Origin of the sequence: Janthinobacterium pasteuri (assembly GCF_051380775.1) — a bacterium.
GTDB lineage: Bacteria > Pseudomonadota > Gammaproteobacteria > Burkholderiales > Burkholderiaceae_D > Janthinobacterium.
In genome coordinates this window covers 24613-36961 of sequence record NZ_JBNYXS010000022.1, presented here as the reverse complement: position 1 = coordinate 36961, position 12349 = coordinate 24613, and the positions used below count along the sequence as shown (strand labels likewise).

Annotated in this window: 11 protein-coding genes and 1 other RNA gene; 2 read left to right on the top strand and 10 right to left on the bottom strand. The window is 61.9% G+C overall.

Going from position 1 to position 12349, the window contains the following annotated elements:
• The 5 genes from recR to ubiD all read right to left on the bottom strand — a co-directional run bounded on the left by recR (position 1) and on the right by ubiD (position 5366).
• Positions 1 to 591 (bottom strand): recombination mediator RecR, encoded by a 591-nt coding sequence (gene recR / locus ACQ4WN_RS20250; protein WP_436553125.1) that lies wholly within the window; start codon positions 589 to 591, stop codon positions 1 to 3.
• A gap of 47 nt (positions 592 to 638) precedes the next feature.
• The gene (locus ACQ4WN_RS20245) at positions 639 to 965 is read right to left on the bottom strand and encodes a YbaB/EbfC family nucleoid-associated protein (protein ID WP_034759121.1); all 327 of its coding nucleotides are present in this window, start codon (positions 963 to 965) and stop codon (positions 639 to 641) included.
• Positions 966 to 1006: 41 nt separating this feature from the next.
• Complete coding sequence (gene dnaX / locus ACQ4WN_RS20240; RefSeq protein ID WP_436553124.1) at positions 1007 to 3370, bottom strand: DNA polymerase III subunit gamma/tau; 2364 nt, start codon at positions 3368 to 3370, stop codon at positions 1007 to 1009.
• Between the two features lie 250 nt (positions 3371 to 3620).
• Positions 3621 to 3719, bottom strand: an RNA gene (gene ffs, locus ACQ4WN_RS20235) — signal recognition particle sRNA small type.
• Positions 3720 to 3881: 162 nt separating this feature from the next.
• Positions 3882 to 5366: a 4-hydroxy-3-polyprenylbenzoate decarboxylase gene (ubiD, locus tag ACQ4WN_RS20230; protein ID WP_436553123.1), complete on the bottom strand. Its 1485-nt coding sequence runs from the start codon at positions 5364 to 5366 to the stop codon at positions 3882 to 3884.
• A 478-nt stretch (positions 5367 to 5844) separates the two neighbouring features.
• Between ubiD and ACQ4WN_RS20225 the strand changes: the two genes are divergently transcribed.
• A complete protein-coding gene (locus ACQ4WN_RS20225) occupies positions 5845 to 6762 on the top strand; it encodes a transglycosylase SLT domain-containing protein (protein ID WP_436553122.1) in 918 nt (305 codons plus the stop codon).
• 107 nt (positions 6763 to 6869) lie between these two features.
• Here the strand turns inward: ACQ4WN_RS20225 and nusB are convergent, their stop codons facing one another.
• The 3 genes from nusB to ribBA form a co-directional block, all read right to left on the bottom strand.
• Positions 6870 to 7340, bottom strand: a complete 471-nt coding sequence (nusB, locus tag ACQ4WN_RS20220) for a transcription antitermination factor NusB (protein ID WP_436553121.1) — start codon at positions 7338 to 7340, stop codon at positions 6870 to 6872.
• A gap of 202 nt (positions 7341 to 7542) precedes the next feature.
• Positions 7543 to 8025: a 6,7-dimethyl-8-ribityllumazine synthase gene (gene ribH / locus ACQ4WN_RS20215; RefSeq protein WP_100876905.1), complete on the bottom strand. Its 483-nt coding sequence runs from the start codon at positions 8023 to 8025 to the stop codon at positions 7543 to 7545.
• 178 nt (positions 8026 to 8203) lie between these two features.
• Complete coding sequence (gene ribBA / locus ACQ4WN_RS20210) at positions 8204 to 9322, bottom strand: bifunctional 3,4-dihydroxy-2-butanone-4-phosphate synthase/GTP cyclohydrolase II (RefSeq protein WP_436553120.1); 1119 nt, start codon at positions 9320 to 9322, stop codon at positions 8204 to 8206.
• A 434-nt stretch (positions 9323 to 9756) separates the two neighbouring features.
• Here ribBA and ACQ4WN_RS20205 point away from each other — a divergent pair, with 434 nt between their 5' ends.
• A complete protein-coding gene (locus tag ACQ4WN_RS20205) occupies positions 9757 to 10182 on the top strand; it encodes an OsmC family protein (RefSeq protein ID WP_436553119.1) in 426 nt (141 codons plus the stop codon).
• On the opposite strand, the gene ACQ4WN_RS20200 is transcribed toward ACQ4WN_RS20205, so the two are convergent.
• Positions 10179 to 11579: a hypothetical protein gene (locus tag ACQ4WN_RS20200; protein ID WP_436553118.1), complete on the bottom strand. Its 1401-nt coding sequence runs from the start codon at positions 11577 to 11579 to the stop codon at positions 10179 to 10181. The two genes, ACQ4WN_RS20205 and ACQ4WN_RS20200, sit on opposite strands and share 4 nt — an antisense overlap.
• Before the next feature lie 109 nt (positions 11580 to 11688).
• Complete coding sequence (locus ACQ4WN_RS20195; protein ID WP_070219574.1) at positions 11689 to 12324, bottom strand: riboflavin synthase; 636 nt, start codon at positions 12322 to 12324, stop codon at positions 11689 to 11691.
• Positions 12325 to 12349 lie beyond the last annotated feature (25 nt).

Here is a 12349-nt window from a genome sequence, read left to right as displayed (position 1 = left end):
TCAGGTTGCCCTGCGGTCGAGCATCGCGCGGGCAATCGTGCCCGCGTCGACGTATTCCAGTTCGCCGCCCACGGGCACGCCGCGGGCCAGACGGCTCACGCGCAAGCCCCGCGCCTTCAGCATTTCGCTGATGTAATGGGCCGTCGCTTCGCCTTCATTCGTGAAATTGGTGGCCAGCACCACTTCACCGACCACGCCATCGTTGGCGCGACCCAGTAATTTTTCGAGGTGGATATCTTTCGGGCCGATGCCGTCCAGCGGAGATAATCGCCCCATGAGCACGAAATACAGACCCTTGTAGGTCAGCGTCTGCTCGATCATCAGCTGGTCGGCGGGCGTTTCCACCACGCACAGCAAGCGCTTGTCGCGCTCTTCGTCGAGACAGGTCTCGCACACTTCATGTTCGGTAAAGGTATTGCACAGGCCGCAGTGATGCACGGCATCGACGGCCTGGAACAGGGCGCGCGACAGGATGGCCGCGCCTTCCCTATCGTGCTGCAACAAATGAAAAGCCATCCGCTGCGCCGACTTGGGGCCGACGCCGGGCAGGCGCCGCAGCGCCTCGGTCAAAAATTCAAGCGACTTGGACATGGATCAACCCTGCCCCGTGCCACAGATCGAGCGCATGCGGTATGGCATCAGAATGGCATTTTAAAGCCGGCTGGCAAGTTCATGCCGCCGGTCAAGCCTGCCATTTTTTCCGCGGACGTCGCTTCCGCCTTGCGTACGGCGTCGTTGAAGGCGGCAGCCACCAGGTCTTCCAGCATGTCCTTGTCGTCGGCCAGCAGCGACGGGTCGATGGAAACGCGCTTGACGTCGTTCTTGCACGTCATGACGATTTTCACGAGGCCGGCGCCGGACTGGCCTTCCACTTCCACCAGCGCCAGTTGTTCCTGGGCCTTTTTCATGTTGTCTTGCATTGCTTGCGCCTGCTTCATCAGGCCAGCCAGTTGATTTTTCATCATAAGAATGCTCCGTTTAATTCAGTTTGTGAGTGTGTTAATCATCAATGCAGGGTCGGCGCGGCGGAGCCGGCCGGTGCAGGGGTAATCGTTCCCGGCACGACGAAAGCGTCGAATGCACGCTTCATGTCGAGCACGAAGGGGTCGCTGGCGATGGTTTCTTCCGCTTGCAGCTGGCACGCCTCGCGGTGGGCCTGCGCTTCCGCGCTGGCCGTGTACCAGACGGCGCCCAGTTCCGTATCAACCGCGACCTTGCGGCCGAAGCGTTCGGTCAGCGCGGCCGCCAGTTTTTCCACGTTGGCCGGGCTGCGCCACGTGTCGATGGGCACGCGCAGGCGGAACGTGGTGCTGTGGCCATCGTGCAGGCATTCGATCAGCTCGGCCTGCACGGCCAGTTGCTGGGCCACGCCGCGCAGCGGCAGCGCGGCGGCGACGGCCGGCCAGTTGCCATCCCAATCGAGGCCCGGCACGGGCGTGATCACATACGGCCCGCTGGGCGCGGCTTGCTTGGCGGCACGCTGCGGCATGACGACGGCGGGCTGCTCGGCACTCTGCGCGGCTGGCGCGGACACGGCGGCCGAGGCGCTGTCGTCGGAAAATTCGGTGACCCACGGCGGCAAGTCGTCGTCGGCGGGCGTTTGCTGTGGCGGCGGGGCGGCAGGACGCGCCTGTTGCGCAGGAGCGGGTGCGGGTGCTTCCATCACGGCCACGGGCGGCGCATCGTCCCACGGTGCCGGCGCTTTCGCGGCGGCCGGTGGTGGTGGCGCAGCCTGGACGGGCGCTGCCGGTGCTGGCGTGGCTACGGCAGCAGCCGGTGCTGGTGCAGGTGCAGCTGGCTTGGGCGCCGACGATGGCGCCGATGGCGCACTGCCCGGGCGGCCTTTCGAAGCGGCGCGGGCCGCTTCCAGCGCCGCGTTGATGGCGGCGCGGGCGGAACTGATGGGCGCGCCCGATGCTGTCGGGGCAGCCACAGCCGGAGCAGCCGCTGGCGGCGTGGCGGGCGGCGGCGCAGCTGGTCCCGGCGCCGGGGCTGCTACAGGTGCGGGTGCGGGTGCGGGTGCTGGCGCAGTAGCAGCCGCGCGTGGCGGCGGCGCTTCGCTGCGCGCCATGCTGGCGGCAGCGGCAGCGACGACGGCCGCTGGCGCCGCGGCGCCAGCCGTTACGGCTGCGTGGCTGGCCACGCTGTTCGTCGCGGCGCGGGCTGCCGGGACGGACGCCCCTGCCGCGGCGCGCGCGGCGGCCACGGCAGCGGGACGGTTGCCCGTTGCAGCGGCAGGTGCTGCCGCCGGCACGCCATCGGCGCCGCCTATGCCGGGCCGAAAGGCCAGCATGCGCAGCAAGGTCATGGTAAAGCCCGCGTATTCGTCGGGCGCCAGGCCCAGCTCGTTGCGGCCATGCACGGCGATCTGGTAAAACAGCTGCACTTCTTCCGCGTCAAACGCGCCAGCCAAACGCACGATGTCTGCGTATTCGGGCAAGTCCTGCGGCAAGGCGGCCGGCACGGTTTGCGCCAGCGCAATGCGGTGCAGCAAGGTGCCCAGATCCTGCAGGGCACCGTTGTAGGACAGGCTGCGCGACGCCATCTCGTCGGCCACGGCCAGCAGATCCGCGCCATCCTGCTGCGCCAGCGCGTCGAGCAGGCGCACCAGGTAGGATTGGTCGAGCGCACCCAGCATGCCTTGCACGGCGTCAAGCGTCACTGCGCCGGCCGCATACGCGATGGCCTGGTCCGTCAGCGACAACGCATCGCGCATGGAACCGTGGGCGCCCTGGGCCAGCAGGCGCAAGGCCGGCTGTTCGAAGGCGATGCCTTCCTGTCCCAGGATATTGTCCAGGTGGCTGATGATGTGGCCGGGCGGCATCTGCTTGAGGTTGAACTGCAGGCAGCGCGACAGCACAGTCACGGGAATCTTTTGCGGGTCCGTCGTGGCCAGGATGAACTTGACGTGCTCGGGCGGCTCTTCCAGCGTTTTCAGCATGGAATTGAACGCGTGGTTTGTCAGCATGTGCACCTCATCGATCATATAGACCTTGAAGCGCGCATTGCTTGGCGCGTAGACCGCTTGTTCCAGCAGCTGCGCCATTTCATCGACGCCGCGGTTCGATGCCGCATCCATCTCTATATAGTCAACAAAGCGTCCCGCATCAATTGCCGTGCACGCTTCACACACGCCGCAAGGCTGGGCCGTGATGCCGCCCGTGCCATCGGGGCCGATACAATTGAGCGATTTGGCCAGGATGCGCGACAGGGTCGTCTTGCCGACGCCGCGCGTGCCCGTGAACAAATAGGCGTGATGCAATCGGCCGCTGTGCAAGGCATGCGTGAGCGCGCGCACGACGTGCTCCTGGCCGACGAGCGTCTCGAAATTCTTGGGGCGGTATTTACGGGCGAGGACTTGATAGGACATGCTGAGATTTTACCATGCGATTTTGCGGGTGATCCTGCGCGACGGGCGCAAGCCTCATGGCCGGGCCAGGTCAGGTTCAAGCAAGACTTGGCAAACGCGGCAAAGCAGCAATTGTATAACATGGTCAGGTAGAAATATGGAAAACACGGCAAGCCCGGCAATGCTGCGGCGCCACGGGAAAATGTGGCCGTGAAAGCAAAAAAGCTGCCCATGGCAGCTTGATTGATGATCCTGATAAAACAATCCCGAAGGAGGCGAGCCTGATCTGCGGCACTCATGGTTAATAGCCGTGGCTGCTTCGTTCCCGACCTGACCAGGTTAGCCATGCCACGATGCGCAGGGGCCCGCCAGGGACAATTATAACCGGTCTGCGCAAGATTGGGAAATTGCCGTGCAGCCGGGCCAAACCCCGAAGCAAAATCTGGGCTCGTACCCTGAGGGGGAATGCTCCCCAATGGGGAACATTCCGATCCTGGAGGGAACGACCCCGGCATCTGCTCTTGGGTTGGCCTTACAAGCCCAGCTCTTGCCAGATGCCATCCACCTTGGCCTTCACTTCCGGCGTCATGGCAATCGTCGTACCCCATTCGCGCGTCGTTTCGCCCGGCCATTTATTCGTCGCGTCGATGCCCATCTTGCTGCCCAGGCCGCTCACGGGCGAGGCGAAGTCCAGGTAATCGATGGGCGTGTTGTCGACCAGGGTGGTGTCACGGATGGGATCGACCCGCGTGGTGATGGCCCAGATAACCTCTTTCCAGTCGCGGATATTCACGTCTTCGTCGACTACCACGATGAACTTGGTATACATGAACTGGCGCAGGAAGCTCCACACGCCGAACATCACGCGCTTGGCGTGGCCTGCGTACTGCTTCTTGATCTGCACCACGGCCATGCGGTAGCTGCAGCCTTCGGGCGGCAGATAAAAATCCGTGATTTCGCTGAACTGCTTTTGCAGCAGGGGCACGAACACTTCGTTCAGGGCCAGCCCCAGCACGGCCGGCTCGTCCGGCGGTTTGCCCGTGTACGTGGAGTGATAGATGGGATCGCGGCGCATGGTGATGCGGTCGATGGTAAACACGGGGAAACTGTCCTGCTCATTATAGTAGCCCGTGTGGTCGCCATACGGCCCTTCCAGCGCATGCTCGTAGCCGCTCGGATGGTTTTCGTCCGGGTAGATATGGCCTTCGAGCACGATTTCGGCCGACGCAGGCACGCGCAGCTCGCTGCCGATGGCTTTCACCAGCTCCGTGCGGCTGCCGCGCAGCAAGCCGGCGAACTGGTATTCGGACAGGCTGTCCGGCACCGGCGTCACGGCCCCTAATATAGTAGCGGGATCGGCACCGAGCGCGACGGCGATCGGATACGGCTTGCCCTTGCTTTGAATCGCATGCTCGCGGAAGTCCAGCGCCCCGCCCCGGTGCGCCAGCCAGCGCATGATGACCTTGTTGCGCCCCAATACCTGCTGGCGGTAAATGCCCAGGTTTTGGCGCTTCTTGTTCGGGCCCTTGGTGATCACCAGGCCCCAGGTGATCAGGGGGGCGATATCGCCGGGCCAGCAATGCTGGATGGGCAGGCGCGCCAGGTCGACGTCATTGCCTTCCCAGACGATTTCCTGGCACTTCGCGCCGCGCAACTCTTTCGGCGACATGTCCCACACGGATTTCACCAGCGAACCGAGACCCAGCAGATCCTTGAAATCCTTCGGCGGTTCCGGCTCCTTCAGGCGCGCCAGCACATGGCCGATCTTGCGCAACTCGCTGACATCTTCCGCGCCCATGCCCAGCGCCACGCGGCGCGTGGTGCCGAACAGATTACCCAGCACCGGCATCGTGTATCCCGTCGGATGATTGAACAGCAAGGCCGGCCCACCTGCGCGCAAGGTGCGGTCGCAAACCTCCGTCATCTCCAAAATCGGTGAAATAGGGGTCGAAATGGGCTTAAGTTCACCCATTTGTTGCAGTTGAGAAATAAAATCTCGCAAATCTGAATATTTCATGTGTTTTTAATTTTTTTTGACGTCGGACGCCGTTGCTGAAGGATCTATGCCAAGTAATTGATTTTATTGGCTTTTGGCACAATGCAAGACAAAAAGTAAGACATAAAAGTAATAAAGAATCGATTCGTTAGTATTGACTTGATATAAAACGGCTTCTACAATTCGCCCAACTTGAAAGAGCACGCCGGCCCAGAGCTTGATTTTAGCGTTTCTCTTTCATTCACGGAGTCGGGGCTCCACATGACATTTTAAGGAGTGTTTTCAAAAGGCGTCTGCCTTACCCCCGGTAAAAGTTGTATTGCGACTGATCCAATACCAAAACGGGACCGATCAGCTCAAGCAAGCAATGACGGCGTTTCTCGCACGCATCCATACGCGGCGGAAACGATGATATTTCTGATGCACGGCATTGGCAGCACCCACAACACCGCGAGACCGCGGAGGGACTGCCTGTTGACGCGACATTTCGGGGAACTCTATGACTCATCGTAGCACTGAAGCAGCATTGCCTGCTTCAACCGTGGCTGGCCAGCCAGCGTTGGCGCGTTTGCGCGCCCGCGCACAAGCCATTTCGGCACGTGGCGTATTGACCACGGCGCAACACACACTGACAGTCTTCGGCATTTCCGCCCTGGCACTGATCGCCCTGCTGATGTTCCGCCCCGACCTGGGCAAGCAACTGACGCACAGCCTGTTCCCGCTGCCCATGGCAGAGGCACAAGCCGTTGAAGCACCGGCCCTGTCGGCACTGATGGAAGCGCCTGCTTCCGTGCAAACGGCCGCCGCCAAAGACGCACCTTTGACCAAGGAAGAAAAAGCCTTGCTGGGCACGCAAAAGCAGCAGCAATGGGTCACCAACTGGCTCTCCAAGCGCTACCGCGTGGCCAACGATGCGACCAATATGCTGGTGTCGACGGCCTACCTGACGGCCCGCGAAATCAAGCTGGACCCGCTGCTGATCCTGGCAGTGATGGCCATCGAGTCGGGCTTGAATCCGTTCGCCGAAAGCCCGGTCGGCGCGCAAGGCTTGATGCAAGTCATGTCGAAAGTGCACCATGAGCGCTTCCAGGAAATGGGCGGCGTGCAAGCAGCCCTCAATCCCGTGGCCAACATCCGTGTCGGCTCCCTGATCCTGAAAGACTACGTCACACGTGGCGGTTCCGTCGAAGCGGGCCTGAAAACCTACGTGGGTGCCGCCAACTTCGCCACCGACTCGGGCTACGGCTCGCGCGTGCTGGCCGAATACCGCCGCCTGAAACAAGTGTCGGCCGGCCAGCGCGTGCCGACCACGACGCCGGTGATGGCATCGAATACGCCAGCGCCAGCCAAGGCGCCGGCAGCGGAAGGCGGCATCACCATCAAAGTGCTGCCGCACAACGAGATCGCCGGCCTGTGACCCTTTAAAAGCCCTCACAGGGGCCTCCAAATAGAAAAGCCACCGACACTTGCGTGCGGTGGCTTTTTTATTACCCTGCGGCGCTAGCCGCAGGAACTGCTCTTCTATTACTTGCGCTTGTTGGCGTTGACTTCTTCCTCGCGCAATTTCACTGCCAGCTTGTCCAGCACGCCGTTCACATACTTGTGGCCATCGATGCCGCCAAACGACTTGGCCAGCTCGACCGCTTCGTTGATGACGACGCGGTACGGGATTTCCATATTGTTCTTCAGTTCGAACGCGCCGATCAGCAGGATGCCGTGTTCGATGGGCGACAGTTCCGCGATATTGCGGTCGATCAAGGGTGCCATGCTGTCGCGCAGCGCCAGCGAATCCTTGATGGCGCCGTACAGCAGCACCGTGAAATGATCGCCATCGGCCTTGTCGAAGCCATGCGCGGCGCGAATATTGTTCACGACGGTGGTCGCGTCTTCATTGTTCAGCAGCCACTGGTACAAGCCCTGCAGCGCAAACTCGCGCGCGCGGTGACGCGGCGTGCGGTTTTTGCTGGGATTGGCGAGCAAATTTTTCTCAGTCATGATTGTTACCTGTTCTTAAGTACGTGTTCACTACAAATTCCGGCGAGACAGCACGGCGCGCTTTTCAACGCGCCGCAGCCAACCGCGTGTCAGAACGTTCGAGAAAATGCTCAGAGCAAGGCGCGAGCCCGAAGACAGTACGAATGTACGGCGAGGGCTTGCAACGCAGCTATGGGCGTTTTATCGGACGTTCACTACACGGCTAGTCCTCCTCGGATTCTTGCAACTCTTCTAGCGCTTGCGCCAGATTAGCCATTTCCACTGCCACGCGTGCCGCTTCGGCTCCCTTGACCAGCATGCGCACTTCTGCCTGCTCGTCGTTTTCGGTCGTCAACACTGCGTTGGCGATGGGGATGCCGTAATCGAGACCGATGCGCGTGATGCCCGCGCCCGATTCGTTCGATACCAGCTCGAAGTGGTAGGTTTCACCGCGAATCACGGCGCCCAGTGCGATCAGGGCGTCGAATTGCTCGGTTTCTGCCATTTTTTGCAGAATCAGTGGGATTTCCAGGGCGCCCGGCACGGTCACGTGCAGGATATCTTCATCGGCCACGCCCAGCTTGCTCAACTCTTCCAGGCATGCCGACAGCAAGCCACCACCGACGATTTCATTGAATCGTGCCTGGACGATACCGACGCGCAAACCTTCGCCGGCAAAATTGGTTTCGTATGTTCCTACGGTCATCATATGCCTCTTTAATCTGGTGGTTCAGGGCGACACGCACATGCCGCCATCGTTTACTCTCACATCGACGCCTGACAAAATCGTAGCGAGCGGCAGCGAGTTGTGGCAGAGAAGCGCAACTGTACGGGTAGTACAGTGAGCATCGCCGGCCGCAAATCGCGACGCGCAGTAGATTTAGTTAGGCGTCCTGGCCTGGATGGCACTGAAAACCCGTTACTTCCAGGTCGAAACCGACCATCGACGGCATCTTGCGGGGGCTGGCCAGCAACTGCATCTTGCTCACGCCCAGGTCACGCAGGATTTGCGCGCCGATACCGTAGCTGCGCAAGTCCATGCTGGCGGCGCGGCCTTTCGGCTTGGCTTGTGGCGTGTCGAGCGCGGCGAACTGGGCAAACAACTCGTCCGACGTCTCGCCGCAGTTCAGCAAGACCATCACGCCCCGCTCGGACTGCTTGATGGCAGCCATCGAGGCAGCCACCGTCCACGAATGGGTGGTCGCTTCGCTTTCCAGCACGTCCAGCAGAGAAACGGGCTGGTGCACGCGCACCAGCGCTTCCAGGCCGGGCGCCAGATCGCCGTGCACCAGGGCCAGATGGGCCGACGCGCTGGGCTTGTCACGGAACGCGATCAAACGGAATTCGCCATGCGCCGTGTGCAGGGTGCGCTCGGCAACGCGCTCGACCAGCGACTCCGTCTGGCTGCGGTAATGGATCAGGTCGGCAATCGTGCCGATTTTCAGGCCATGTTGCTCGGCAAATACCAGCAAGTCCGGCAGGCGCGCCATGGTGCCGTCGTCCTTCATGATTTCGCAAATCACGGAAGCGGGCGTCAGGCCGGCCATGGCCGTCAAGTCGCAACCGGCTTCCGTATGGCCTGCGCGCATCAGCACGCCGCCCTTTTGCGCTTTCAGCGGGAAGATATGGCCAGGCTGGACGATATCGGTGGGCTGCGTGCCCTTGGCCACGGCCACCTGGATGGTCTTGGCGCGGTCGGCGGCGGAAATGCCTGTCGTTACGCCTTCGGCCGCTTCGATGGAGACGGTAAAGTTCGTGCCGTAGGCGGTGCCGTTGCGCGACGTCATCATCGACAGGTTCAGCTCGTCGCAACGCTCTTCCGTCAGGGTCAGGCAAACCAGGCCACGCGCATGCGTGATCATGAAATTGATGGCTTCAGGCGTCACGAAATCGGCGGCAAGCACCAGATCGCCTTCATTTTCCCGGTCTTCTTCATCGACCAGTATCACCATGCGGCCGGCGCGCAATTCAGCGACGATCTCTTCGGTGCTGGATATAGACATTATTCATCCTCTTAAGACGCCAGTCAAAACCTGCTGCGCGTCGGTCTAGGCGGTCTGCGATGCTCACCGTACCTTCGTACGGTTGCGCTTCTCAGCCACCTTTCCCTGCCGCTCGCGACGGTTTTGCCGGGCGTTGTTAATGAAACTAAAAACTGAAACTGAATCTGGAACATCAAGCGCAAATATTCCGCGAATTTCCGGGAATTTTCTTATAACCTGCTATTTTAAAGGATTTAGCGCTTGCAGACCTGAAATAAGACAGCTTTGCGGCACGGGCGCCGCAGTCTGCCCCACAAAGCGCCCATTCCTCGATCCAGCGCAAACGGCGGCGGCAAAACGCGCGCCGCCAGCCTTGCGAAGAGCATAAGATCAGCCAGTCACCGTCACGGCGCTGACGCCCCACTCGCAACGACACCCCACACAGGAGCGGCAATATGAAAACCAACGGATCGGCCATCTGGTCAGGCGGCATCAAGGACGGCAAGGGCGCCATCAGCACGCGCAGCGGCGCCTTGCAGGAGTATCCCTACGGCTTTGCCAGCCGCTTCGAAGGCAAGCCCGGCACCAATCCCGAAGAATTGATCGGCGCAGCCCACGCCGGCTGCTTCACCATGGCCCTGTCGCTGATCCTCGGCGAAGCGGGCCTGACGGCGGAAAAGATGGAAACGACGGCCGAAGTCACCCTCGACAAGGTGGACGACGGTTTTTCCATCACGGCCGTCCACCTGACCCTGAAAGCAAAAATACCGGGCGCCGACCAGGCCAGATTCGACGAATTGACGGGCAAGGCCAAGGCCGGCTGTCCCGTGTCGAAGTTACTTAAAGCCAAAATTACACTGGACGCTACCCTGCTGCCCTAGATTTTAGGCACGGGCTTGACTGGCTCCACGGCAGCGACAGGCGCCACCAGCGGCAGGCGCGAATCGCTGGCCGGCAATGGGCGGTTCGTCAAGCCGGGATTCAGGGCGGCATTGTTCAGGTTATAGGCGGCGATGGCCGCCGCCACGGACGGGTCTTGCGAGGACGGCGGTGGCACGGCCATGCCCGCAGCTTGCGCGCCCAGCTCTTGCGCCTGCGCATTTTGCTGGGCCAACCGGGCTTGCGCCGTCGCCTGGCCCGTATCGGCCTGCAATTGCGCTGCGCGTGCCAGCGACTGCGCCCGGTCGGAGGTCGCCTGGGCCGCCATTTGCGCGTCGCTTGCGGCCAGCTGGGCCCGCGCCGCATCGTCCGCTGCCGCTTGCGCCCGCTGCTGCAAGCCCTGCTGCTGCACTTGTCCCTGGCGCAGCTCGTCCACCCGTGCAGCTTCCTGCTGCTGCGCCTGCTTATCGGTATTGATGCGTTCGCTGTCCAGGCGCTCGGCGTCAAGGCGCTGGGTATCGGCGCGCTGCTTGTCCGTGCGCTGCGTCTGCAGCAATTGCGCTGCATCGGTGGCGGCTTGCGCCTGCGGCTGGGGCCGCAACTCCTGCAAGTCCAGGTTCAATTCGTCCGCCTCCAGCTGCTGCTGCAGTTCCAGTTGTCGTTGTGCAATGGCAACCGTTTGCGCCGGCGCCCCTTGAACCACTGCCTGCGCGGCATACGCCGGCACGGCGGCTCCCGCCAAATCGGCTTCGACACTGGCCGCCAGCGGCGCGCCCTGCTGCCGGGCCAGCATGGCGCCCACCTGTGCCAGCACGTCCGTTCCCTGTTGCAAAGCGTCCAGGGTGGCATGGCTGTCAGCCGCATACGCGGCTTGCAAAGTTACCGCATTGACATCGTCATTGCGCAAATCGATGCCGATGCGGGCCAGCTGTGCTTGCGTGAGCAAGCCGCCGTCCTGCGCCAGCGCGGCCGCCGCACCGGTCGTGCCATCGCCCGACAGCAAATCGTAGCGCTGCGCCAGGCTGCCCGGCGTGTCGCCAGCCGTCGCCAGCTGGCTGGCATCGATGCCGCTCGTTTGGAGTTGGGTGAACGATTCCGTCAGCTGCCGCGCCAGCGCCAGCAAGTCGTCATTGACGTTGACAGGAATATTAACCGCACCGGCCTGCTCTGTGGCGCCCTGCAAGGCCAGCAGTTGCCGGCGTGACAAGGCCATGCCGGACAGGAACTGGCCCAGCGGGGAGATGTCGACCTGGGTCGATGACTGAATGGCAAGGGCCGCTGCCGCGCTCGACGACGGCACGGGCTGCCCCGACGCCAGCGGTGCTAGAGGTGCCGTTGCGCCCACGCCGGGCGTCGCCGGTATGGTGTTGGGCACGGTTGCGCGCGAAATCGGGTCCATGGCTAGCCTCCACTGCGGAAAGCTTCATAGTATGCGCGTCTGATAGAAAAGCAACACACGCTTGGCAAGGCGGAGGCTGTGTTGCTGCGTTTAGTGCTGTGTTCTTATATCAGGCGGCAGCCTTGTCCAGCGACAGCATGCGCTCGACATAGCGGGCGATGAGGTCGATTTCCAGGTTCACCTTGCCATCGACCGTCAAGTGTTTCAGGGTCGTCATGGCGATCGTGTGCGGTATCAGGTTGATCGAGAAACGGCAGCCATTGACGGCGCCTGCGCCCAGGTCTTCCACGCGGTTGACGGTCAGCGACACGCCATTGACGACGACGGAACCTTTGAAGGCCAGATATTTCGCCAGTTCGTGCGGCGCTTCGATGACCAGCTCCCACGATTCGCCCACGGCTTCGAACTTGCGCACGATGCCCAGGCCGTCGACGTGGCCGGAAACCAGGTGGCCACCCAGGCGCTCGGCCAGGGTCAGGGCTTTTTCCAGGTTCACTTCCGTGGTCGTATCGAGGCCCACGGTGCAATTGAGGCTTTCACGCGAGACATCGACGGCAAAGCCCGTGTCCGACTTTTCCACCACCGTCATGCAGGCGCCATTGATGGCGATCGAATCGCCCAGAGCCACGTCGGCCAGCGGCAAGCCGCCCGCGTGGATGGTCAGGCGCACGCCGGCATCAAGGCCGCCTTCGAGTGCTTGCACGGTTTCAATCTTGCCAATGGCGGCAACAATTCCTGTAAACATGGAGCTATACCCTATAAAAAGTGTG

Coding starts and splice junctions, on each gene's coding strand:
- recR (WP_436553125.1), bottom strand. CDS start 591: ATGTCCAAGTCGCTTGAATTTTTGACCGAGGCGCTGCGGCGCCTGCCC.
- ACQ4WN_RS20245 (WP_034759121.1), bottom strand. CDS start 965: ATGATGAAAAATCAACTGGCTGGCCTGATGAAGCAGGCGCAAGCAATG.
- dnaX (WP_436553124.1), bottom strand. CDS start 3,370: ATGTCCTATCAAGTCCTCGCCCGTAAATACCGCCCCAAGAATTTCGAG.
- ubiD (WP_436553123.1), bottom strand. CDS start 5,366: ATGAAATATTCAGATTTGCGAGATTTTATTTCTCAACTGCAACAAATG.
- ACQ4WN_RS20225 (WP_436553122.1), top strand. CDS start 5,845: ATGACTCATCGTAGCACTGAAGCAGCATTGCCTGCTTCAACCGTGGCT.
- nusB (WP_436553121.1), bottom strand. CDS start 7,340: ATGACTGAGAAAAATTTGCTCGCCAATCCCAGCAAAAACCGCACGCCG.
- ribH (WP_100876905.1), bottom strand. CDS start 8,025: ATGACCGTAGGAACATACGAAACCAATTTTGCCGGCGAAGGTTTGCGC.
- ribBA (WP_436553120.1), bottom strand. CDS start 9,322: ATGTCTATATCCAGCACCGAAGAGATCGTCGCTGAATTGCGCGCCGGC.
- ACQ4WN_RS20205 (WP_436553119.1), top strand. CDS start 9,757: ATGAAAACCAACGGATCGGCCATCTGGTCAGGCGGCATCAAGGACGGC.
- ACQ4WN_RS20200 (WP_436553118.1), bottom strand. CDS start 11,579: ATGGACCCGATTTCGCGCGCAACCGTGCCCAACACCATACCGGCGACG.
- ACQ4WN_RS20195 (WP_070219574.1), bottom strand. CDS start 12,324: ATGTTTACAGGAATTGTTGCCGCCATTGGCAAGATTGAAACCGTGCAA.